Source organism: Methylobacterium sp. CM6257 (genome assembly GCF_054611515.1).
Genome location: NZ_CM137735.1, coordinates 6,926,366 through 6,948,499, shown reverse-complemented (window position 1 = coordinate 6,948,499; position 22,134 = coordinate 6,926,366). Strand labels below are relative to the sequence as shown.

The window sequence follows — 22,134 nt, the reverse complement described above, 5'->3', positions numbered from 1 at the left end:
GCGATTGCAAGCTGTCCGCACGTGAATTCCTCTCCCTATCTTCGTTGGGCCGGAGACAGAGCAGATTTCACCGGAGCTGTCGATGCGGGACCAGCGGTTTCCGGTACCAATCGCTCGTACATCGCTGCGTCTTCGAACGTCCGGCCCACCGGACGGAAGCCGACTCGGCACGCGAAAATGCGCCATGGCGGCTTAGCGGAGCCCGGTCCGTTTGCGCGACGCTCGGGCTAGGCTCTAAGGGACGTCGCGGGCGCAGCCCCGCCGGGGCGCGACGATCCGGAGAGCGTGACGGCATGCAGCATTTCGACGGGTCGGTCCTCGGCTTGGCCTGGATCGCCCCCTTCGCGGGCCTGCTCCTCTCCATCGCTATTCTCCCCGTCGCCGCGCCACGGTTCTGGGAGCATCATTTCGGCACGGTGGCGGCGTTCTGGGCCGCCGCCTTCATCCTGCCGTGCCTCGTCCGTTTTGGGGTCGGCACGGCCGCTGGCGCGGTCTGGCACACGGCCATCCTCGAGTTCCTGCCCTTCATCATCCTGGTTTTCGCGCTGTTCGTGGTCGCCGGGGGGATCCGGATCGTCGGCAATCTCGTGGGCACGCCGATGACGAACGCCGCGATCCTCGCGATCGGCACCCTCGCGGCCAGCGTGCTCGGCACCACGGGGGCCTCGATGCTGCTCATCCGCCCCCTCATCCGGGCCAATGCGGACCGGCCGCGCAACGCTCACGTCTTCGTCTTTTTCATCTTCCTGGTGGCCAATATCGGCGGCTCACTCACTCCCTTGGGCGATCCGCCGCTGTTCCTCGGCTTCCTCAAGGGGATCGATTTCTTCTGGACGACGCGGGCGCTCGCCGGACCGATGGCAGTCACCAGCGCGATCCTGCTCATCCTCTTCCTAGCGATCGACTGGATCGCTTGGCAGTCCGAGCCGGCCGCGCCCCGGAGCCACGTGCCCCGCCAGATCCGGATCGAGGGTCTGCACAACGTCATCTACCTGATGATCATCGTGCTGGCGGTCCTCGGGAGCGGCCTCTGGAAGACAGGATTCGCCGTGCCGATGGGCGGAGGCATCGCCGTGCCCCTCGAAGGGCTGGCCCGGGATGCCATCCTGCTCGGCGTCGGCATGCTGTCCTGGCGCACGACCCGACGCAGCATCCGCATCGAGAACGCCTTCGCCTGGACCCCGATCCGGGAAGTGGCGATCCTCTTCGCCGGGATCTTCATCACCATCATCCCGGCCCTGGCGATTCTTCAGGCCGGGGAGCGCGGCGTCTTCGCGCCGGTGATCAGGCTGGTGACGCGCAGCGACGGTACACCGATCGAGACCGCGTATTTCTGGTTAGTCGGTGGCCTGTCGAGCGTCCTCGACAACGCGCCGACCTATCTCGTGTTCTTCAATCTCGCCGGAAGCGATCCGCAGGCCCTCATGGGTCCGCTCGGCCGAACCCTCGCGGCCATCTCGGCCGGCGCAGTGTTCATGGGCGCCAACACCTATATCGGCAACGCCCCCAACTTCATGATCAAGGCGATCTGCGAGGAGCACGGCATCAGGATGCCGAGCTTCTTCGGGTACATGGTCTGGTCGGCGACGATCCTGCTGCCGATCTTCTACTTGGTAAATTGGGTGTATTTCTAATAATGGCAAATAATTCCTGGCCACCTGCGTGAGAAAAGACGCTTGATCAGTCTGATCTGCTGCGCTTGGCGCGCGAATTGGCGGCTAAAGTGGAGTGAAGCGGGCCGTTGGATCAAATGGAATGACGTGCGGCGCCACTCAAGCAATCGAATGGATGTCGAGCTCAAGCTGATCGCGTTGTCAATGCTTGTTACGATCTGCCGACGTCGGACAGCAGTCCACTCGCTTCCGGGGAACAACAGCCTCGAACCCGGCGCAGAGCTCCAGTTCATTGATGGACACGCGAGGCCGTCCCAGGTGCACGGAGGGCCGCCATTCGCAGAATGGGCGGAACGCTGATTATAAGCCACTGGGGGGGGGAGCAAGTCAATACTGACTTACCTCTAACAATCATGCCCATGAACTGAAACTTTACTTTCCACATGCAGGCATTCAATCCCGCGAATATCGCCGATAATCGGATCACTGGGGAACTGCCTTGCGCAAATTTTCTATGCTAGTCCAGGATCGTCACTCGGTACGATTGGAGCGGCTTCGAATTGTAAGACACGTGATAAGCGGTCCTGACGATGAGAGCTGTGATGATGGTCGATCGCTCCAGCGAGATCGCGGCGATCGTGAGACGAGCAATCAAGCCCTCGGTCCCGCCGTCGTGGAGAACCCTCTTCGAGGCAAAATGGAGCCCTCAGTTGTGGCTCCCCGAAACATGATCGCTGCCGACCAGAAGCGCTGGGTGGACCTCCGTTTCAATGTGACTGATGAGGAGCGCGACGAATTCAGACTGGACGCCGCCAAGCGGAAAATGGGCCCCAAGGCGCTGTTCCAGAAGGTCATGCAGCTCTGCTACAGCTACACCGACCCGCTATCAGAGCGCATAGTTCCTCGGAGCCGGACCAGGTCCAACGGTGAGCGCTGGAGGGGCCTGTCGTTCAAGGTGAGCCCGGAGGAAAGGGACGAGTTCATCCTTGAGGCCGCTAAGCGGAGGATGAATCACACGGTGCTGTTCCAGGCTGCGACGCAGCTATACCGTGACACCTACCCGGTACCGGCACGATGAGCGGCCAAGACCCACACTGCTTGATGATAGGTCATGAGCTCGGGGCGGCGAGCCCACCACCGCGGCCAAATCACTCTCTGGCCCCGCAGCCAGCTACAAATTCACAGCCACAAACAAACTACAAAACATGGCACATATGCCACGCTAAGTCGCTAAAACCACTACAGAAAACTAAGTGGCGGAGAGGGGGTCCGTCATACCCAAGCACGTGGAAGTCTGTAGAAGTTCATTATCGCCCTATCTCGACTACGCAGATAGATGAGTTTGTGCTTCCGACATTCGCCTACGTTTGCTACGATCCGCGTCGCCTGTTGGGGTAAATGTTGGGGTAAGCGCTAGTGGCTCGTGCGGTGAAGAGGCTCAGCGCGCGCACCGTCGCCACCGAGGCTAAGCCTGGGCGCCATGCCGACGGGGATGGCCTCTACCTCGTCGTGGATGCCTCAGGCGCTAAACGGTGGCTGTTTCTGTTCCGCTGGCAGGGCAAGCTCAAGGAGATGGGCCTCGGCGGCCTCTCGACGGTGTCGCTGGCCGATGCGCGCGAGCGGGCGGGCGAGGCGCGCCGGGTCCTGAAGAGCGGACAGAACCCGATTGAGCAACGCCGTCTCGCGAGGGCTGAGCCTGAGGCGGCAGTCACGTTCGGTGTCTTCGCCGATCAGGTCGTGGCTGACCTCTCGCACGGCTTTCGCAACGAGAAGCACAAGGCGCAGTGGACCTCGACCCTGGCTACCTATGCCGCCTCGCTGCGCTCAATGCCGGTTGACGCGATCAGCACGGCCGAGATCTTGGCCGTGCTCACCCCGATCTGGCGCAGCAAGGCCGAGACCGCCTCACGCTTGCGTGGGCGCATTGAACGGATCCTCGACGCCGCGAAGGCTAAAGGACTGCGCAACGGCGAGAACCCGGCGCGCTGGCGCGGTCACCTCGATAAGTTGCTGCCGGCGCGGCACCGCCTGACCCGGGGGCACCACGCCGCCCTACCCTTCCCGGAGGTCCCGGCCTTCGTCGCAGAACTGCGCAAGCGCGAGGCCGTGGCGGCGCTGGCGCTGGAGTTCTGCATTCTGAACGCGTCGCGCTCTGGTGAGGTGCTTGGCGCTCTATGGGATGAGATCGACTGGGAGACCCGCATTTGGACCATCCCAGCAGAGCGAATGAAGGCCGGCCGCGAGCATCGCGTGCCGCTGACTGAGCGCGCCCTTGCCATTCTGGATCGCGCCGAGACCATCCGGTCGAGTGAGTACGTGTTCCCGGGCCAGAGGAGCGGTCGGCCGCTCTCGATCATGGCGATGGAGATGCAGTTGCGCCGGATGAAGGTGCCGGTGACGGTACATGGCTTTCGTTCGTCGTTCCGGGATTGGGCCGGCGAGTGCACGGACGCCCCGCGGGAGATCGCCGAGATGGCGCTGGCGCACGTGGTGGGCGATACCACCGAGCGTGCCTACCGGCGGGGAGACGCACTCGAAAAGCGGCGTGCGCTGCTGGAGGAGTGGTCGCAGTTCTGCAGCCGAGGGCAGTGACATGGGACATGGTGGCAAACGGCCCGGCGCTGGCCGACGTCCTCTCGTAACAGAGGAAGATCGTATCAAAATCGCACTCAGGTATGAGGAATTTGTCGACAGGCTGAACAAATGCAAGCTTGCCAGAGATAAAGCCGAGTATAAAGACGTGTTCAGGCTGTCGAAAGAACTGAAAGATATGAACACTTTTAATCACAGATCGTATCATATCAACGAGAAACTGATATGGAAGATTGTTTGCAACGAGGGCTACCCACGATCAAGCGTCATCAAAAGGTCGCTCGACAAGGAAACGCCAATCGGTCAGGGCGCAAGCAAACTTGACGATAAAGTCGATCAGATCAGGGGAATTGTAGAGGAAGATCTCAAAGGAAAACGGCTCCTACGGTTCAGCGGCCCGACTGGCTTCAGGAAGCGTTTATTCAAAAAGATTGCGGATAGGTTCACAGCTTCGCTCGGTGTCGAAATCTCACCTTCGTATGTCAAAGCATGCGTTGACCAATTGAGGCACGAGGTCAAAGGGCAAGATGACGCCGGCACTGACGAACAAACTTGATTTTACGACGCGGTGAAAAGGCGCCCTGAGCGCCTTCGTTAACATCCTCCTGAACGCCGGATTGGCCGGTCGTACTCAGGAGAGGTTCCATGAACGGCAAGAGCGCTCACTCCATCGCGGAGGTCATCGAACGCGCCGGATCAAGTCGGACCACCATCTACGCGGAAATTGCCGCCGGGCGCCTGAAGGCGCGCAAACTCGGCCGCCGTACCCTCATCCTCGACAAGGACCTGGAAGACTGGCTGGCGACGTTGCCGCTGGCCCGCAAGTCTGCTGTCTAACGAAGCCGCCGGCCCCGAGAATTCGGAAACCGGCGGCGGGTCAAAATACAGCACCTGAGAAACGCTGTATTAGCCGATCTCGCACGTCAGAACAACCGAAATCTCGGCCGGTATCTCATTCGAGGTACTGCCATGAAGCACAAAGCACTCTGCACGACAGCGCTCAGCATCAGCGAACCTGCCGCCGATACCAGCACTCTACAGGCGATCAACAACCGCCGCCTCGCACGCCGTCTCGGCGTCTCCCTGCACCATGCCGCCGTGATAGCCGCCCACAACGGCATCGGGCCAGAGGCGCGGCAGGATACTGTGGGAGGCCGCCGATGACCGAGCCCCTCACCGTCACCGAGTTCGTCAAGAACAACGTCGAGACGATCCGCGTGGCCCTGGTCGAATACGGTGGGCATCAACTCTGCGATGTCCGGATCCTGGCCGACTATGTCGGCGCTCGCGGCGAGCGCCAGCCGATGAAGAAGGGCATCTGCCTCAGTATCGGGCTGCTCCCGACCCTCATCGCGGCCCTGCAGTCGGCACAGGAGACGTCGCGATGATGGACCTCCGCATGGCCGCCCGCGCGCTCGGGGGCGAAGTTGTTGGCCGGGGCATCATCTGCCCCGGTCCCGGCCACAGCGCCCGTGACCGCTCTCTCAGCGTGCTGTTCAGCCCGTCAGCGCCAGGGGGCTTCGTCGTCACCTCGCATGCCGGCGACAACGACCTTGCCGCAAAGGACTACGTCCGCGCACGGCTCGGCATCGCGGCGGGAATGGCCCTAAAGCTGGCGCAACTCGCGCCGGCCTGCCGCGAGCAGGACCTCACGAGAGTGCAGGATCGCGCATCTGACGGCGCCGCCTTCGCCCTGAGGATCTGGCGCGAAGCTCAACCGGCGGCCGGCTCGCCCGTCGAGGCGTACCTCGCCCGCCGCGGGCTCAGTCTGGCCGACGATGCGCAGGCGGTGATCCGGTACGCGCCGGCCTGCCCCTTCGCGGGTACCCGCACCCCAGCCATGATCGCGCTCGTCCGGAGCGTCACCACAGACGCACCGCAAGCGATCCACCGGACCGCACTCACCCTCGACGGCCAGAAGGCTGTCGTGAATGGCCGCGACCGGCTCGCCCTCGGCAGCCTCCGTGGCGGTGCCGTGAAGCTGACGACCGACGCCGACGTCACGTACTGCCTCGGGATCGGCGAGGGCATCGAGACTACGCTCTCACTCCGGCACCTGCCCGAGTTCGGCAATTCGCCCGTCTGGGCGCTCCTGAACACGAGCGGCATTTCCGGCTTCCTGCCGCTGCCGGGCATCGAATCCTTGTGGCTCGCCGTCGATCACGATCCCGGCGGCGAGAAGGCCGCTCGCGCATGCGCCGGCCGCTGGCGCTTCGCGGGCAAAGAAACCTTTCTCGTCACACCCGACGAACCCGGGACCGATTGCAATGACCTGCTGACGGAGGCGCTCGATGGCTGACATATCCGGCTACTCAATCGAGCACGGGATTCCCGGCGGCGACCCCGTGTTCGAGGAAGAAGCGCCCAATCAGGGCCATGCCGCCACACCCAGAGCCTCCCGCCGCACAGCCACACCACCCGTCGAGGTGGTGATCGGCAACGCCGCGGACTTGCGCCAGATGACGTTCCCACCGATCCGGTACGTGGTGCCAGACTACATCGCCGAAGGCTGCACCTTGCTCGCGGGCCGGCCCAAGCTCGGCAAGTCCTGGCTCGTACTGGAATGTGGGTTGGCCGTCGCACGCGGTGACAGCTGCCTCGGCAGCATCGCCTGCGAGCAGGGTGACGTGCTGTACCTTGCCCTTGAGGACAACCGCCGCCGGCTGCAGCGCCGCATCGACAAGCTGCTTGGTCCGTTCAATCCCGAGTGGCCGGCCGCCTTCGAGTACGCGACGGAATGGCCTCGGGCCAACGAGGGCGGACTCGACAAGATCAGGGCGTGGATCCTAGCGAGGGCCAACCCGCGTCTCGTCATCGTGGACGTGCTGGCCATGTTCAAGCCGGTGCGTGGATCCAGTGAGACCCTGTACGAGGCCGATTACGCCGCCATCAAAGGGCTGCAGGCACTGGCTGGGGAACACAGCGTCGCGGTGGTGATCGTGCACCACACTCGGAAGTCGGGCACGGAGAGCGACCCCTTCGAGAAGGTGTCCGGCACGCTGGGACTGTCCGGTGCCGCCGACACGACGCTGATCCTCGACCGCGACGGCAATGGAGCGACACTCTATGGCCGTGGTCGCGACATCGAGGAGATCGAGAGCGCCGTCGTCTTCGACAAGCTCGGTTGCCGCTGGCACGTTCAGGGCGAGGCGGCCGAAGTCAGGCGCACGGACGAGCGCGGCGCCGTGTTGGCGGCCTTAGAGGATGCTGACGAGCCGATGAGCCCCGGCGAGGTTGCGGTCGCCACGGGCCACCGTCGGAACGCAGTCGACCAGTTGCTCTTCAAGATGAGCAAGGCCGGCGAGGTGCTGAAGGCGGGTCGCGGCCGGTACGTTCACCCGGGCCGGTCCGATCTTATCCGGACCGCTGCTGATACCCCCCATAAGAACGGTAAGAAGATAAGAAGTTCGACGGACGCACAGGGGGATGGGGATCAGGACGGCGATGCGGATCTTACCGAGGATCCCGAGCCAGTAAGAAACGAGGGGGTGCCGGTAAGAAACGAATGTGCGTCCGAGCCCTCCAGTCAGAGCGCGGATCCGACCGCTTCTTATCTTCTTACCGATCTTACGGGGGGTAAGGATCAGCCGGCCGAGTGCAGCGCGCAGGGCGTGACCTTCGAGCAGATTATCACGCCGATGCTCGATCACATGCTGGAGGTGGCAGATCGGGCGAAGGTCCGCGGAACCATCGTGGCGTCAGAGCCGAAGCGCTTGTTTAAGCGCACCAACAAGCACGTGGTGACGGTGTTCACGGTCTCCGCCCTCTCGCGCGGCGTGAAGGCCACCGTTGGCCCACTGATGAGCCTGGAAGACAAGCTCGACATCAAGCCCCCGCACAAGCGCTTCATCAGAGCCGACCTGCTGGGCCGCGAGGAGCGCACCGTGGTGGGCCACGGGGGTGACTGGCCCTGCTGGATCACGGTTGTCGAAGGCAGCCATAGCCGCTGCAGTTATCCAACCGACCCCGAATCCTTCGACGTTTGGTTCCGGGATTACACCGCGACCAAGGGCATGACGGTCCTCGGTGATTGGCGCGAGGAAGCACAGGCTGACGGTGCGCTGGATTGGTTGAAGCGAGAGGCGGCGGAGTGACCGCGCTCGGGCCGCAGCCCAGCACCATTCACGAGCAAAGATGGGCCGCACGGAAACCGATGACCTCACTGGACCGAGAGGCTGCGTCGGTGCCGCAGCCTATGGCAATCGCCCTCACCGCTTCGTCCTGAGCATAGACCGGCGGGGGCACGTGATCTTGTCGAGCAAACAGGGGAGCAGAGCACGCCATGCAAGTAGCCAATCGCAACGAGCCGCTGAACGAAACGGAAAGTCTGGTCGAGAACATACTGGACGACCTCATAGCTGAGGCAGCCCTCGACGAAGGACCCGATGGGCCGCTGGACCCGCGCGTGGTGCTGATCGAGATGGCCGCCCGCGCCATGGCTCGCGCCGTTCTCAAGCACGAGGTCTATCCGCGAGAGGTCCAAAGGATGACCCTCGGCCGTCTTTCAGCACTCCTGACGGAGGCGCTTGAGCGTACCCAGGCTCGCTTGCCGCCCGAGCTGAGTGTGGTGAAGTAGCCGCTGAAGGGCCGACTTGTCGCTCTCCCGGTCTCTATGAGGGCTGGCACTCAGCCGCTTGCAGGCTCGCGGCGAAGTCGTCCGGGATCCCGCCCCACTGGCCCCAGGATCGTGATGCCTTCCAGTTCGCCGGTCTCGTCATCAGCCACGACCTTCAGCGCCGCGCCCGGTCGGGGCCGGCCAGCGTGTTTCCCGTGATGCGGACGCAACAACAAGAGGCCCCGCATCGTCTCCGCTGCGAGGCCTCACGAGGGATGGGTCAGGTTACGAGGCGGCGCTACGGGCAGGGATGCCGGCGGCCATCATAGCCGAGGTAAGTCCCAGAGCGCGGATCGTACGACCGGAAGCGCTGGGCGCAGTAGCTGCCGGAGTTGCCGGACGGCATGACATCCGTCTCGGCCACGCCCAGGGCTGGCCCGTACTCGACCGGCGCGTAGCCATAGCCGTAACCGGCAGGTCCGTAATCGGCTCCGTAGTAGTCATCACCGAAGGCGCCGTAACCGTAGCCCAAGCCCGCGCCGGCGAGACCTAAGCCTACACCGAGCCCCAGACCGCCGTAGCCGTAGCCCCGGCCGCGGTGAAATCTGCGTCCAGCAAAGCCGCGATGACCGACGAAGCCGGCGCCGCGGAGGCCTGGATTGCCGACCACACCCCGGTTGGCCAAGCCAGTGCCCGCCACACCGGCTCCGCCGACGCCGAGACCTCGCCCGACTCCGCGTCCGGCGAAGCCGCCTCGGTGAAAGCCGCCGCCGTACCAACCACCGCCACGGAAGCCACCGACACCCCCGCCGGCCAGAGCATTGCCGTTGCCAGCAGCGCCATGGAAGCCGCCTCCGGCAAAGCTGCCGTGAAGACCGCTCCCGACAGCGCCACCGCGAAAGCCTCCTCCCGCGAGGGCGCCGCCCGCGTGGAAACCACCCCCCTGGAAGCCACCGCCCACACCGCCGCCAGCCAGAGCATTGCCGCCGACCGCGCCGCCGTGAAAGCCGCCGTTGGCGAAACCTTGGGCATTGGCCGTTGCCGGCATGAGCGCCAGAGAGCCCACCACCGCAGCCGCCGTCAGAAGTGTCCGGTTCATCACGCCCTACCGATCCTGAATGAGGAGCATCTGGTGGGACAACGCGGCATCGCGCCCGTTGGCGCTGCTACACTCTGTCCGTGTGCCGCCCTCGCGCTTTCGGCCTAGCCACCCTGCAGGCTCTCAGCGAAATCGTCCGGCACCTCGCCCCAGTGCCCGAGGAGCGTGATCCCCTCCAGCTCGCCCGTCTCATCGTCGGCCACGATCTTGAGCGCCGCCGCGCCGGCATGCGGCCGGATAAGGCCTCCGCCTTCTTGCAGGCGCCGAACTCGGTCTGCGCCGGCTCCTGGCGCGCCGGCCGCAACCGCTTCCGGTGCAACTCGAACGGCTGCACGAGGTAGGTCGTCTTCAACGCCATCTTGGTCTCTCGTCTGCCCAGGCCTGCCTCAAGTTCTTTACCAACCGTGCGCGCCCCCTAAGATCTCACCGCGATTGGCATTTTCGGGCCGAGTTCACACTCGTCCACCGACGCGGAAGAAACACCTCGCCCACAGATTGAACCGACCCCGCATATGAGATTTGTTCTGCATCTGTTCTAACACGGCGGAGCGCAGGGTGCACCTCAACCGGATCGACGAGCTGCTGATCCATAGCCCCGATGCCGTCGGCGTGCCGCTGATTGGGCAGGCGCTGTCGCGGGCTTCCCCTCCCCGGCTGACGACTTCCTGGAGGGCGCACTTGAGCTGCCGCGCTGGCTCGTGCCGAACCCGCCCGCCACCTTCCTGTGGCGGATCTCCGGTTCATCCATGGAGGGCGCCGGCATCTACGACCGCGACCTCGCCTGTGTGGATCGCAGCCTGAAGGCTGGCCACGGCAGCATCGTCGTGGCGGCAATCGAGGGCCAGATGAGCTGCAAACGCTTGGTGATTGAGGGCAATGTCGCCCGGCTCGCCTTCTGCAACCCAGAGCTACCCGCCTTTTCCGTCGATGAACTCGGCGAGGGCGTGATCTGGGGCGTGGTGCGCTTCTCGATCCGCTGGCACGCGGCCCGCGGGCAGCTGTCGTGAGCGCGCTGGAGCCGCGCCTGCGCGACCGGACCGGTGGCGCGCGCGCGGTGGCGCTGATCGACGGCAACAGCTTCTACTGCTCCTGCGAGCGCGTGTTTGATCCGAAGCTTACCGCGGTGCCGGTGATCGTGCTGTCGAACAATGACGGCTGCGCCATTGCCCGAACCAGCGAGGCCAAGGCGCTCGGCATCAAGATGGGCGATCCATACTTCAAGATCCGGGACATGTGCCGGGCTCAAGGCGTGCGAGTGTTCTCGTCGAATTACACGCTCTACGGCGACATGTCGGGGCGTACCAACGGCGTCTACCGGCAGTTCAGCCCGCAGGTAGAGATCTACTCTATCGACGAGAGCTTCCTGAACCTGTCGGATGTGGCGCCCGCGTTCCGGGTCGAACGCGCGCGGGATCTGCGCGCGACCGTTCGGGCTTGGACGGGGATCCTGACCTACGTCGGCATCGGGCCGACCAAGACGCTGGCTAAGCTGGCGAACCATATAGCCAAGACTGTGCCCGAGCTGGCCGGCGTGTGCGATCTGACGGACCCGACGGCTTACGCGCACTGGCTGTGCCGGATCGATGTTGCCGACGTCTGGGGCATCGGCCGGGCCTCGCTCGCCAAGCTTCAAGCGATGGGTGTCGAGATCGTAGCGGACCTGCGCGACCTCGACCCGCGCCCGGTGCGCAAGGGCCTGACGGTGGTGGGCGAGCGCATCATCCACGAGTTGCGCGGGTTGGCCTGTCTGCCGCTGGAGTTGGTGCCGGCCCGACGCAAGGGCTGTGCGGTCACGCGCTCATTTTCGAGCCGCATCACAGAGCGTGCGGCATTAGAGGAGGCGGTGGCGGCGCACGCAACCCGTTTGGGTGAGAAGCTGCGGTGCGAGGGGCTCGGCACCGACCATCTCACGATCTTCTATCACACGAGCGAGCACGACCGGGACGATCCGATGCGCTCGGTCTCAACCACCGTCAGCCTGCCCGAGCACACGGCTGACACACTGGCGCTGATCAAGGCCGCGCGGCACGGGGTTGCCAAGACGTGGCGCGAGCCGGGCACGCGGCCGTGCCGGTACGCAAAGGCGGGCATCATCACCAACGACCTCGTGCCGCTGTCGCACAGCCCACGGGCGCTGATTGGGCAGATGAATCGCGAGCGGTCGGGGCCGCTCATGGAGGAAATGGACGCTTGCAACGCGCGCTGGGGCCGGGGCGCTGTCGTGCCGGCCCGCGCCGGGCTGGTGAGCAAGCGCGACTGGAACACGAAGTTCGAGATGCGCACGCCGCGTTATACGACCCAAATCAGCGAACTGCCGGTCGCCTACTCATAGACGTGTGCATCGCATCGACTGGCCGCAGCTCTCGGCTGTGATCCGCTTTCGGCGGGCTGGCGGGCGCTGTAAGTGCTGCAGGCGACCGCATGGGCGGATGATCTACCACCTCGGCAACGGCCGCTGGTGGGATGCGGACAGGGGCCCCCATCCGAGGCTCTGGCCGACCCGCTCGCCTGAAATTTGAGCAGGCGGTTTGTGGTGCCGCTCGCACTGGATGCGCGAGCAACGTTCGTGACTGCTGCGACGACTACGCAGAAACCCACATTGTTGCCGCACTGTTGCTGAAGCTTGGCCATACGCGTCACATTGTTCGGACGTGATGCGTGATGGAGTCGCCGCACCCAGGAGAGCCAATGCTGGTCAATCACGAGCACCGCCTGCTGACCAAAGCCGCGCAGTCCACGGACGGACGCATCTCCGTCAAACGTCAGCCGGATCGAGCATGGCCCGGTGATCACAGTCGTTTGCGCGGCCTTGAGAGCCGAGGCGATCTCGTGTGGCTGGGAGAACAGGCTGGCCCTCATCTGGGTGGCACCTTCGCAATCTGGCAGATCACTCCAGCGGGTCTGGAGCAGCTCGAAGCGATTGAAGGCCGAAGCGCCTGATGGCCTCGGTCAAAATCCGCGTCTCTGAGGACGGCACCTTTGCGGTCTACCGCGACGGCACCGCCATCGTGTCCAATCTGACCCGTGCTCAGGCCGAACGCTTCGTGACGGTGCTCGGCTGGATCTCGCTGGTCGAATAGAATCGGACCTCTCGCTCGCACTGGATTCGCGAGCGGCGTTCGTGAGGGGTGGCTGCGTCGCCGGTTCGTCAGTCCGCCAGAACCGGAACGGCGCTCACGGGGAGCGGTTGGCCGAGCAAGGACCTGACCCAGATCCTCGCAGGCGGAGATCCGCGCGTGAAAGCCTCAAGCCTCACCATGGCCGTCGCCGGCAGCCTCGCCGTTGCTGGCACAATACACGCCGCCTTCGCACAAGGTGTCGGTTCTGGCTCGGCCCCCGGAAGCGGGAGCGGCAGCGGCTCAGCCCCGGTCGCCGGTAGCACGTCGCCTTCGAGCGGCAGTGGCTTGGGTGAAGGTGCAGGAGGTTCGAGCGGCCGCGGCGGGGTTGGAGGAGGTGCGGCTCCGTCCGGTGGCGTCGGTGCGCTATACGGCGGCAGTGGCCCGCCGAAGCGCGCGGATCCAGCCTCGCCGACTGGGGCAGTCGCGCCGAACGGAACGGGTGCAGGTCGAGGGGACATGAGCAATCCCCAAGGAGGTACGTCGGCGGCCAGAGGCACGGGCAATCAACCCGCTGGGCAGAGCGCCACCAGCAGTCCAGCCGGTTCCGCCATCGGCGTCCCGCACTAAGGGGCTGCCCGCACCAGACGCGCGAGCCGCATTCGTGAAGGCGGAAATCGGCCAGCAATGCAAAGCCGCCATGGTGTGCCTTGCCGGCATCGCGCCGACCTCCACGCCCTCTCAGAGGCTCATTGCCCTCAGAGCCGATGAGGGGCGTGGATGCCTCGGCCAACTTGGCGAGCCCCCGGCTGACCGTTGGGCTGAACTCTCACTCATGTTTTAGCGCCGATCTGCCGCGGGTCACGCCGACAGCAGTGGCGTCCAGATGCCCGCAGCATCTGCGGCCATCGCGCAGATCACCGCATCGTCGACCGAGCGGCGAACTTCGACGACGTGCGGTACCCCTGTAACTAGCGGCATCGCCAAGCCGAGGTCGAAGCCGTGGTGGCCGTCGCCCACACCCACAGCCGCAATGTCGGCGCGGTACTCTGCGGCCACGGTCATCGCCACGATCCGACCGTCGACCACGATGTCCAGGCATACAGGGGCATCAGGGTAGGCCGCGTCCTGCGCCCACCCTGCCACGCGAGTGCCATCGCACCGGTCCAGCCACGCCCGCACGGCGCCGAACTGCGTCGGCTCGGTCGGTAGACCGGAGCGCCGGATCAGGCGCTTGCGCAGCGCTGCCAACTCGGGCCCGACTTCGGTACGCGGTGCGTAGGGCATTGGCGACGCGTCCGCATCGCTGTTGGTGCGGTAGCCGTCAAAGCCCGAGCGCACGCCCGGGGCGGGCAGGAAGCTTTCTGCCGGGGTGTTTTCGGCGAGCAGCAGGTCGTGGCTGTCCAGCTCGACGTGCCAGTAGGTCAGGTCCGCCACTACTTCGCCGCGGATGATCGACGTGCCGTTGACGAGGTGACCGGCAGCCACGAACAGGCCGTCGACCCACAGGGCGTGGTCGGGGGAGACTAGCAAATCGCGCGCAGGCACGCCGGGGCCGATGGCATCGGCCCTGATGCGCACGGGTCTGTCGTGCTTGGGGGTGGTGAGGTCGGGATAGCCCCGGCTGCCTATCCAGCGGATGGGACGCGGCTTGCCGGCGCCCGTGATGGCGAGGTCCCCCACCGCCAAGCGCTCCACCGGTACATCCGAAACCACTCGGCCGCGCAACACGCGGATGCGCGTGCCCGTGACGTAGCAGGGTGCCGGATTGGACGGTTGAGACGGGTTCGTGGGATTGGCGGGTGCGGCAGCGCGAATGATCGTGTTGCCTTGGCCATCCACCGTCGCCGTGAAGCTGGTCGTGCGCGGCGACGACAGCACGAAATTCTCGCTCACCTGCCCACCGCCAGAACGGGTGCCGGTGACGGTGATCGAGCTATTGGAGCTGTTGTAGCTGACGCTGGAGTTGGTCAGGCCGGCGAGCGCGAGTTCGTTGCCGGAGCCGAAGTTAGCCAGGGTGTTGGTGAACGTGCCGGCGTTGGCCGGCTGAGCGGCTACATCCAGACCCAGCCGGGCGGTGGCCGTGCCTGACATAGTGGCGAAAGTGATCGCGCCCGTGCCGGCCGAGGTCGGCGCCCCTAGGTTCAAGGTGCCGGCACTGATCGTCGTGCCGCCTGAGTAGGTGTTGGCGCCATTTAAGGTCAGGGTTCCCGCACCGGTCTTGTTGAGGCTTCCGGCGGTCCCGTTGTAGTCGTGAAGCTGGTTGGCCAGCGTGACATTGCCGCCGGCAGCCGTGCCAGGGTCAATCGACAGCGAGCCGGCGATGCCAATGCCGCCGTTGAGGGTGCCGGTCGTGCCCCCATTGCTCAGTGTCAGGCTGTTGGTGCCGCCGGTGAAGTCGATTGCGTCAGCTCGGGCACCGTTGCCCGCGTTGGCCAAGCCGCCGGTGATCGTACCGGTGTTGGTGAGATTGAGGTTTTGGCCGGCGATACCGGCTCCACCTTGGCCCGCCGTGCCCGCTATGCCGCCGTGCGCCGCGCCACCCAGGCCGCCATTGCCGCCGGTGATCGTGCCGCTGTTAGCGACCGTGCCCCCGTCGAGGAAGAGGCCGATACCACCGTTGCCCCCGCTTCCTCCGACGCCGCCAGGGCCGCCAGCCGCTCCACCATTCCCACCATTTCCCCCGGTGAGGGTAGCGGTGGTCGTAGCGCTGTACGTACCTGGGGCGACTAGTCCGTAGCCGCCGGCACCGCCCCCGCCACCGCCGCCCGTTCCATTGCCGGCTCCGCCATCGCCGCCGTTTCCGCCGATCCGTGTGATACCGAAGGAATTGTTGGCAGCGTTCAGATAAGTGAAATACGCGTAACTGCCGCCGCCGCCGCCGCCGCCGCCATCACCTGAGCTGGGTCCAGCGAGACCGTTGCCGCCGTCCCCACCTTGGTACGCGACGCCGTTGTACGTTGTGCGTAAGCCGCCCGTTCCCGTGGAGTTCGGTACAGTTCCGCCAAGCGCCGCACCACCGTTGCCGCCCGCGCCGCCTGTATCTCCTGAGCCGCCGCCTGCACCGCCGCCACTGCCCAGAAGCGATGAGCCGCCGTTGCCACCGACGCCGCCGTTGAACCCCTCCGTATCATCCGTGCCGGCCTGCCCGCCGGTTCCGTTCGGATCTGCGCCGTTGCCGCCCCGGCCGCCAGCCATATCTTTATTCCTCTTGGCCGCCGCAAGCGCCGCTCATGCTCTATTCGCGGCAGGCTTTGCATTAGCCTGACGCACTCAAGTCGGCCAGTCGAGCTTGAGGAAGGTCGCAAACCAGTCGTGATGCCCTGACAACCGCCATTTTCCCGGCGCCTGTGCTGCATTCGCTACAGCTGCGCGATGTTCACTCCATCTTGAGCATCGATATGTGGAATTCTCCCGCACCCTGCTCCTGGTTCTCGCGTGCTCCAGCACATCGAGGATCAGCGCTCCAGCCGCCGCGATGACATTCCCGCGGCCGCGCCGAGGCAGAATGACCGCCTCAGGCAGGGATTCAGGCTCAGCAGTCGCCTCAGCCGACAGCACCGACACTACGGTCTTGGGCGCCTCCTCTCCGCGGTTTGCGTCGCTCTCGCAAAGCCATACAACCTAACTGCCAGCGGTGTTCTCGAGCGGGGCCAGCCGAGGCTCGACGTCCCCGCCATCCTCGTGATCCGGATCCCCGTCCATCTGATCGAGCACGGCAATGAAGTGGGAGCCGCACCGGATGCGCGAGCGGCGTTCGTGAGGGGCGGACATCAGCCAGCAACGCAAAGCCGCAATGCTGTGACCTGCCGGCATCGCGCCGACCTCCACGCCGTCTCAGAGGCTCATTGCCCTCAAAGCCAATGAGGGGCGTGGATGCTGTCGCAGCCTTTCGCTCACGGATGAGCAAAAGGGGTGTCCTCAGATCTTACACCCCTCAGCCTGAGGCTGTCCGCCGCATTTGTGGGTCCAGAAACATGCACCCACATTTCGCCACAGAGCTTCCCCACCTTAACCATATCGGCCGCGACTGGGCCGCGGGTTAATCTCCATGGCTTCCGTCAAGATCCGTGCGGCCGGCGACGGCACCTTCGCGGTCTGTCGCGATGGCACCGCCCTCGCCTCCGGTCTGAACCGCGAACAAGCCGAGCAATTCGTCTCGGTGCTCGGCTGGATTAGGCAGGCGGCCTGAGCGCCGGGCTCCGCAGGTCTGGTCTGATCCTCGCCCAAGGCGCGGGTCCGGCCTTTCGGTTCTGAAGCCCGCAAGGGGCGGATCCGGTATGGGGCTTGCTGCTCAGCAGCCGTGGCAGATGCTGCCGATGCTCCGGTTCGTTCGCGCGTCCATTGCCTTCATTCGCGCGTCGAGATCCTTCTTCAGCTTGCTCCGAACCCGCTCGTTCTGAGCCGCTTGGGCCTTCTCATCCGTGTTGTCGGGATGAGCCGGATCGCTGCTCTGCGGCCGCACTGTGGCTGGCGTGGGCTGCCGATGTGCAGGAGCCGCAACCGTCGGGGTGGCAAGGAATACGAGGGCGATAGCGGATCGGATCATCGAGGTCCCTCCGGCATGAGGGGAGACGCTAACACGCCGGGCCCGGCACGTCGGCTGAAAACTCAGCCGGCCTAACCCTAAGATCAGCAGCCCTAGAAGGTCTGGGCGGTATCTCGAACTTAATGGATGACCGTCGCGACGACCGCGAGAACCCCCATTACGGCCAAGAAAGCGGCGAGATCAGGCGTAGGCGTGGGTGCAGGCTTGTGCATCGGGCGACCTCCCCGAGCTCTACAGACAACGCGGTGGGACCTCAAAGATCCGCTCGACGGTCCGGAGCCGCTAGTGTGCTATCTTGCCGCCATGTCCAAGCCCGTGCCGCATCCCTTCACGATCAACATCCAGGCCCGCCGGTTGATGCGTGGGCGCTTCCACTGGGCCATACGACAGGGCGGCCGGATCGTCCGGGAAGGCTCGATCACCTACGAGACCTTCGAAGCCGCCCGCATAGCCGGCAAGGGCGTTCTCGATCAGCTGGTCGAGGGATGGTCGCATAGAGCAGCGTCAAAGCCGCTCGAAGGCACCGCTTAGTCGCCCTCCGGCGGATCCGCCCTGGAATGGGACCTCGTTCGGCTAGTGATCGTCGCAGGCGTCTACGCGGCCCCCAAAGGCATCATGGACCTGCACTAGCGACCTGATCGAGCCGGCTTGGTGCGCTGCAAGCACCTCATTGCAGACCACGCGAGCCTCAGCGGGCGTTGCGTAGGTCTCAACTGGACGCTCAAGGTGCAGTTCACCGTCAGGCGAGAAAATGAGCGCGCGGACGGTGTAAGGCAGGGTGCTCATCGCAGATCCCACGCATCGATATGATCCTAACGCGAGGTGGGAGATCCCGGTGCCGTTTATTCGACGGTACGTCACTTTCCCGGCGGCAGACCCCGCCCTGGCGTCCGCGAGATCTGCTGATGCGGCAGGGCTGGGAACCTTTGGCGTTCATCACCACGATCCACGAAGCTGGGCGCGCCGTCCCCCTTCCCCGCGGCGGCGTCGGCATCCGACTAGATGTTGCTCCCGAATGCTAAGGGCTATTCCGGCCTAAGAAGGCGACCTCGTAAATCGCCCGCTCGGCCCCATATATTGTCTAACCCTTCGCGCAATTCAGTGCCCTGGGCAACGACGCGGAGGATATTATGGCGCGCAGTTCCAACAATGGCACCGCTCAGATGGTGTCGACCGAAGATTTTAATGCTCGTGTGAAGCTTGCCTTCGCGAACAAGACGAACCCGGAGCTGAAGGCTGAGCGCGCGCCTACCCCGTTTCGCGCGAAGTGGCAGGGGCGCAAGTCCTAGGTTCACACATCCCCGGCTCCTCGGGCGACGGCGGGGGAAGGCCATGATGCCGGCCTTGCGCCCCGACCGCACAGCGCCCGAAAATCGGCTTACATTGATCCGCAGAGCCATGGCGAGCACTGTGGTCGCGAGCTCGCCCACTCGGGGCGATCCGTGAAGCTCCTCACCGAGCACCTGAAGGCCAAGGGCTATTTGAAGTGGCGCGGCACCGGCTCGCGATGGGCCTTGGCGGCTTCATCGTGGCAGTTCGTGTCGGTGGGTGTGCTCAAGGCCAACGGCTACCAGAGCGCTACGTTCGTCGTTCTCGCGGCGGCTCTCGTTGCTGGTATCGTCGTCGCTGTCGTTGTCGCTAAGCGACGGTAGCCATCCCCGCCTCTTGGAAGAGGCGCTGAAGGCGAAGCGATCCTGACGCCTTGAACTACCTCTATTCCCCCCGGCCGCCCGATAGGATCCTCCATGTCCGTACTGCCGCCCAACGCTCGCGGTCACTTGGCGACGAAGACAGCCAGGGAGACCGCACGCCAGGAGGACGCGAAGCTCGCCTTGGCGCAGGTCGAGGCGGATCGGCAGGCGGCCGACGAGCGGACGGCGCAACTGCGGGCGATGCGGCTGGCGCGAGACAAGGCCGCCTCCTGACCGTTCGCCAACCAGGGCTACATGCGGCACTGTGAGGATCCGGAAGGCGCTAATTGGGGTAGGGTCGCAGTCGCGACACTCCGATACAGGAGGAGCCGGTGAATTCAGACCTGAAAAATCTTTGTGATGCTGTTTAAGTCGCGTGTGGCAAGGGCGCAATCGAGATTGATTTGAGCGCAGCCGAAAAGATTGTCCACGCTGTCCTTAGCACCTTAAAAGACCCATCAAGCAAAGCGCTAAAGGCTACTGGCTATCTCAAGCCAGATCACGAGCGCTGGGCGCGGGTGGATCTTGCCGCGATTATTGATTATATTCTTATAGAGCCGGGCAAGGCGTAGCCCCCATCCCGCGCCTCGTGGAAGAGGCGCTGAGGGCTAGAGGGGTAGCAGCCTCGATGCCCGCGCCCCGGCGGCTATCTTGCCGGGATGCGCTACGACCTGGGCGCCGCCGGTATCGCTGTCTATAGCCTAACGAGGCCGTGACCTAGGAAGCGCCGGCGGCTGAGCCGGGTGGCTCACCGTCAATCCGAACAGTGTTCCGCCCAGCCGCCTTAGCGGCATAGAGGGCCGCGTCTGCCCGAGCGAAAAGCTCTGCCGGAACGCCGGCACCAGAGCCGGTTTGCCCATACGCGATGCCGACTGACGCGCTAACCCGCAGCCGACGGCCGCCGTGCTCAATCGGACATCCTAGTGCCGCGCGGATGCGCTGCCCCAGCGTCTGCACCGCTCCTTTGTCAGCGGATTGGGCGATCAGAACCGCGAACTCGTCGCCGCCGATACGGGCAACGAGAATGGCATCCGGGCAGATTTCCGCGAGCCGCGCGGCCGAGCGCTGGAGACATAAGTCGCCCACCGCGTGTCCATGAGTGTCGTTGATGTCCTTGAACCCATCGAGGTCGACGAGCAGCAGCGCGCTGATCGGAGCGCGCCCGCTTACCTGCGAAAACCGTTCATCGAAGGCTCCGCGATTGGCCAGGCCGGTCAATGGGTCACGCTCGGCCCGCCGACCGAACTCGGCCAGCCTTGCAATATCCTCGGTGACGTCCCGCTTCATCCCGAAGATCCGGACCGGCCGGCCGCGCTCGATCTCGACGGACGCCATAATCCTGATCCAGCGGTGGTGCCCGCGGGTGGTGACGATCTCCGTGTCGAGGCGGAAATCACCGCCCGTCGTCAGCGCGCGACCGCGGATCGCCGCCAGCAGGCGGTGTGAGGCCGGCTCATACAGTTCGAGAACCTGTGGCCGATGCAGGCGCGCGCCCCGGGGGATGTCGAACAGGTCGTAGACGCCACCAGTCCATTCGAGGGCTTCGTCGCGCAAGCGGCACTCCCATAGCCCCACTGACGCCCGCCCAAGAGCATCCTCACGACGCGCCAGAAGAGCGGCCCGCCGCCGGGGCATGTCTTTCATCGCGAGAATTCCAACCCGCTCGTGCGCGCGAGCTGTTCTTGGCACACAGAACTTGAGTGTTTCTTAACTATCGTAGGTGCGCTGTCCTGCACCTTGAAAGATTTTTTTCACGTGTAGGCGAAAGACTATAACTGTCGGTGAGATGTCCTCTCCCCCGCCAGCCTGTGATCAGACCGGGCAACGGGGTCTAGCTCGCTGGCTCAGCGACGGCTCGAGGCGCCTCATCATGTACTGAATGGCTGCCCGCTCGCGCTGGCTCTCAGGCGTGCCCGCACTCATCCCTCGACCGGGAAGCCCATGATGACGGCGATCATGACCATCGTGCGCCGCAGGCCCGGCGTGGTGGCCTTGTCGGCCAGCAGCTATGGGAACTCCGATTGTCGGAGCCCACCTAAGCCTTTCGGCGTCTTCTGAACGGGTGATGCGGCCCAGCTTGCGGCAGCGCTACGCTTAGCTCCCGAGACCCCGCTGGGGGAGCTTCACCCGTGTCTACAGCCAAGCGTGATAACAGCCGCTCGACCCGGCGCGGGTCCAAGTCTGAGCAGCCGCCGGCATCGCGGCGCGGGCGAGAACACTGGATCGTGCGCTGGATCGGCGCCAAGCGGCGGATGCCAAAGCCGATCATAGAGGTTGCGATTGAGGCGCCCAGCGCCCGTATCATCCCCCTGAGTTGGGCCGACACCTTCGGTCGAGCAGCATGCACCGAACCTACCGGAACGATCCTGCGGCTGCCGCTCTGAGGTCGGTAGAGCGGCACCAACGGGCTGGTCGCGCCTGACCGTCGATTATCTCCCTGCGCGGGTCTTGTGCTGATTGGCGCGCCCGCCCTGGACACCCAGGCCAATCGCCTTCGCGAGCGCGGAGCGCTGTGCGGCGTAGCTCGGAGCTACCCTCGGGTAATTGGCGGGGAGACCGTACCGTTCGCGATAGGAGTGCGGGTCGAGCCCGCGGCTGCTCAGGTGGCGCTTGAGCGTCTTGTCTTGCCGTCGATGAAGCTCACAATCCCGTCGTCTCGGATTGACTTACGGATTTAGGCGGGTGTCGGCTTCTCGGTCTGCGCGTCTGTCGTCGCAGCACCTGGACCATCGGCGCTGGTCAGGCCGGAAAATGCTGAGTGCACCTGTGCGATCAAGGCCGGCAGCTCGGAGGCCGGCACCGGATTGTTCGAGACGTAGGCTGAGACAATCTCGGCAGCTAGCTCGGTAAAGTTGAGGCTGACCTCTAGTGGTTCTTCGTCCAAGGCGTTTGTCCCTGTAGATCCCCTCAGTTTCGGGAATGATGTAGGAGTATCGTAAAAGCAAGTCCCCGTTTTTGTTGTCCGCAATCAATCACCTC

The 22,134-nt window shown here is 64.7% G+C and carries 24 protein-coding genes and 3 pseudogenes; 22 read left to right on the top strand and 5 right to left on the bottom strand.

Translation table 11 applies throughout. The features are described 5' to 3' along the window. The first annotated feature begins 293 nt into the window (after positions 1 to 293). The 10 genes from ACYCO6_RS33985 (at position 294) to ACYCO6_RS33940 (ending at position 8,781) form a co-directional block, all read left to right on the top strand. Entirely contained in the window at positions 294 to 1,634 is a 1,341-nt protein-coding gene (locus ACYCO6_RS33985; RefSeq protein WP_459767728.1) for a sodium:proton antiporter, read from the top strand. A 706-nt stretch (positions 1,635 to 2,340) separates the two neighbouring features. After that, entirely contained in the window at positions 2,341 to 2,691 is a 351-nt protein-coding gene (locus ACYCO6_RS33980; RefSeq protein ID WP_459767726.1) for a hypothetical protein, read from the top strand. Between the two features lie 338 nt (positions 2,692 to 3,029). Further along, positions 3,030 to 4,205 (top strand): tyrosine-type recombinase/integrase, encoded by a 1,176-nt coding sequence (locus ACYCO6_RS33975; protein WP_459767724.1) that lies wholly within the window; start codon positions 3,030 to 3,032, stop codon positions 4,203 to 4,205. Between the two features lies 1 nt (position 4,206). Continuing rightward, positions 4,207 to 4,761: a hypothetical protein gene (locus ACYCO6_RS33970; RefSeq protein WP_459767721.1), complete on the top strand. Its 555-nt coding sequence runs from the start codon at positions 4,207 to 4,209 to the stop codon at positions 4,759 to 4,761. A gap of 89 nt (positions 4,762 to 4,850) precedes the next feature. Continuing rightward, complete coding sequence (locus ACYCO6_RS33965) at positions 4,851 to 5,042, top strand: helix-turn-helix domain-containing protein (RefSeq protein ID WP_459767719.1); 192 nt, start codon at positions 4,851 to 4,853, stop codon at positions 5,040 to 5,042. A 132-nt stretch (positions 5,043 to 5,174) separates the two neighbouring features. Continuing rightward, entirely contained in the window at positions 5,175 to 5,369 is a 195-nt protein-coding gene (locus ACYCO6_RS33960; RefSeq protein WP_459767717.1) for a hypothetical protein, read from the top strand. Further along, positions 5,366 to 5,593 carry a transcriptional coactivator p15/PC4 family protein gene (locus ACYCO6_RS33955; protein WP_459767715.1) on the top strand — a complete coding sequence of 76 codons (228 nt, stop codon included), beginning with the start codon at positions 5,366 to 5,368 and terminating at the stop codon, positions 5,591 to 5,593. The genes ACYCO6_RS33960 and ACYCO6_RS33955 overlap by 4 nt, the downstream gene beginning before the upstream one ends. Beyond that, complete coding sequence (locus tag ACYCO6_RS33950) at positions 5,590 to 6,504, top strand: DUF7146 domain-containing protein (protein WP_459767713.1); 915 nt, start codon at positions 5,590 to 5,592, stop codon at positions 6,502 to 6,504. The genes ACYCO6_RS33955 and ACYCO6_RS33950 overlap by 4 nt, the downstream gene beginning before the upstream one ends. After that, on the top strand, positions 6,497 to 8,299 hold the full coding sequence (locus ACYCO6_RS33945; protein ID WP_459767711.1) for an AAA family ATPase: 1,803 nt from the start codon (positions 6,497 to 6,499) through the stop codon (positions 8,297 to 8,299). Before ACYCO6_RS33950 ends, ACYCO6_RS33945 begins: the two co-directional genes overlap by 8 nt. 188 nt (positions 8,300 to 8,487) lie before the next feature. Beyond that, entirely contained in the window at positions 8,488 to 8,781 is a 294-nt protein-coding gene (locus tag ACYCO6_RS33940; protein ID WP_459767709.1) for a hypothetical protein, read from the top strand. Positions 8,782 to 9,058: 277 nt separating this feature from the next. On the opposite strand, the gene ACYCO6_RS33935 is transcribed toward ACYCO6_RS33940, so the two are convergent. Continuing rightward, on the bottom strand, positions 9,059 to 9,292 hold the full coding sequence (locus tag ACYCO6_RS33935; protein WP_459767707.1) for a BA14K family protein: 234 nt from the start codon (positions 9,290 to 9,292) through the stop codon (positions 9,059 to 9,061). A gap of 93 nt (positions 9,293 to 9,385) precedes the next feature. Between ACYCO6_RS33935 and ACYCO6_RS33930 the strand changes: the two genes are divergently transcribed. Beyond that, positions 9,386 to 9,967 (top strand): hypothetical protein, encoded by a 582-nt coding sequence (locus ACYCO6_RS33930; protein ID WP_459767705.1) that lies wholly within the window; start codon positions 9,386 to 9,388, stop codon positions 9,965 to 9,967. Here ACYCO6_RS33930 and ACYCO6_RS33925 read toward each other — a convergent pair. After that, positions 9,964 to 10,217, bottom strand: a pseudogene (locus ACYCO6_RS33925) (hypothetical protein). The gene ACYCO6_RS33930 and the pseudogene ACYCO6_RS33925 sit on opposite strands and share 4 nt — an antisense overlap. Positions 10,218 to 10,414: 197 nt before the next feature. On the opposite strand from ACYCO6_RS33925, the pseudogene ACYCO6_RS33920 reads away from it, so the two are divergent. The 4 genes and pseudogenes from ACYCO6_RS33920 to ACYCO6_RS33905 all read left to right on the top strand — a co-directional run bounded on the left by ACYCO6_RS33920 (position 10,415) and on the right by ACYCO6_RS33905 (position 12,939). After that, positions 10,415 to 10,866 (top strand): annotated as a pseudogene (locus ACYCO6_RS33920) (LexA family protein). Next, complete coding sequence (locus ACYCO6_RS33915; RefSeq protein WP_459767702.1) at positions 10,863 to 12,191, top strand: Y-family DNA polymerase; 1,329 nt, start codon at positions 10,863 to 10,865, stop codon at positions 12,189 to 12,191. Before ACYCO6_RS33920 ends, ACYCO6_RS33915 begins: the two are co-directional and overlap by 4 nt. 356 nt (positions 12,192 to 12,547) lie before the next feature. Continuing rightward, complete coding sequence (locus ACYCO6_RS33910; RefSeq protein ID WP_459767700.1) at positions 12,548 to 12,799, top strand: hypothetical protein; 252 nt, start codon at positions 12,548 to 12,550, stop codon at positions 12,797 to 12,799. Further along, entirely contained in the window at positions 12,799 to 12,939 is a 141-nt protein-coding gene (locus ACYCO6_RS33905) for a hypothetical protein (protein WP_459767698.1), read from the top strand. The genes ACYCO6_RS33910 and ACYCO6_RS33905 overlap by 1 nt, the downstream gene beginning before the upstream one ends. 837 nt (positions 12,940 to 13,776) lie before the next feature. Here the strand turns inward: ACYCO6_RS33905 and ACYCO6_RS33900 are convergent. Further along, complete coding sequence (locus ACYCO6_RS33900; protein WP_459767696.1) at positions 13,777 to 16,113, bottom strand: Hint domain-containing protein; 2,337 nt, start codon at positions 16,111 to 16,113, stop codon at positions 13,777 to 13,779. Between the two features lie 853 nt (positions 16,114 to 16,966). Between ACYCO6_RS33900 and ACYCO6_RS33895 the strand changes: the two genes are divergently transcribed. The 6 genes from ACYCO6_RS33895 to ACYCO6_RS33870 all read left to right on the top strand — a co-directional run bounded on the left by ACYCO6_RS33895 (position 16,967) and on the right by ACYCO6_RS33870 (position 19,727). Next, positions 16,967 to 17,107 carry a hypothetical protein gene (locus ACYCO6_RS33895; protein WP_459767694.1) on the top strand — a complete coding sequence of 47 codons (141 nt, stop codon included), beginning with the start codon at positions 16,967 to 16,969 and terminating at the stop codon, positions 17,105 to 17,107. A gap of 642 nt (positions 17,108 to 17,749) precedes the next feature. Then, positions 17,750 to 17,995, top strand: a complete 246-nt coding sequence (locus ACYCO6_RS33890) for a hypothetical protein (RefSeq protein ID WP_459767692.1) — start codon at positions 17,750 to 17,752, stop codon at positions 17,993 to 17,995. Positions 17,996 to 18,594: 599 nt separating this feature from the next. Beyond that, on the top strand, positions 18,595 to 18,753 hold the full coding sequence (locus ACYCO6_RS33885) for a hypothetical protein (protein WP_459767690.1): 159 nt from the start codon (positions 18,595 to 18,597) through the stop codon (positions 18,751 to 18,753). 153 nt (positions 18,754 to 18,906) lie between these two features. Further along, the gene (locus ACYCO6_RS33880; protein WP_459767688.1) at positions 18,907 to 19,116 is read left to right on the top strand and encodes a hypothetical protein; all 210 of its coding nucleotides are present in this window, start codon (positions 18,907 to 18,909) and stop codon (positions 19,114 to 19,116) included. 93 nt (positions 19,117 to 19,209) lie between these two features. Next, positions 19,210 to 19,389, top strand: coding sequence for a hypothetical protein (locus tag ACYCO6_RS33875; protein ID WP_459767686.1), 180 nt, complete (start codon positions 19,210 to 19,212; stop codon positions 19,387 to 19,389). A gap of 170 nt (positions 19,390 to 19,559) precedes the next feature. Then, positions 19,560 to 19,727 carry a hypothetical protein gene (locus ACYCO6_RS33870; protein WP_459767684.1) on the top strand — a complete coding sequence of 56 codons (168 nt, stop codon included), beginning with the start codon at positions 19,560 to 19,562 and terminating at the stop codon, positions 19,725 to 19,727. Positions 19,728 to 19,872: 145 nt separating this feature from the next. On the opposite strand, the gene ACYCO6_RS33865 is transcribed toward ACYCO6_RS33870, so the two are convergent. After that, on the bottom strand, positions 19,873 to 20,709 hold the full coding sequence (locus tag ACYCO6_RS33865; protein ID WP_459767682.1) for a diguanylate cyclase domain-containing protein: 837 nt from the start codon (positions 20,707 to 20,709) through the stop codon (positions 19,873 to 19,875). 575 nt (positions 20,710 to 21,284) lie between these two features. Here ACYCO6_RS33865 and ACYCO6_RS33860 point away from each other — a divergent pair. After that, the gene (locus ACYCO6_RS33860) at positions 21,285 to 21,539 is read left to right on the top strand and encodes a hypothetical protein (RefSeq protein ID WP_459767679.1); all 255 of its coding nucleotides are present in this window, start codon (positions 21,285 to 21,287) and stop codon (positions 21,537 to 21,539) included. A 45-nt stretch (positions 21,540 to 21,584) separates the two neighbouring features. Here the strand turns inward: ACYCO6_RS33860 and ACYCO6_RS33855 are convergent. Continuing rightward, positions 21,585 to 22,039: pseudogene (locus ACYCO6_RS33855) on the bottom strand (Ros/MucR family transcriptional regulator). Positions 22,040 to 22,134: the final 95 nt, after the last annotated feature.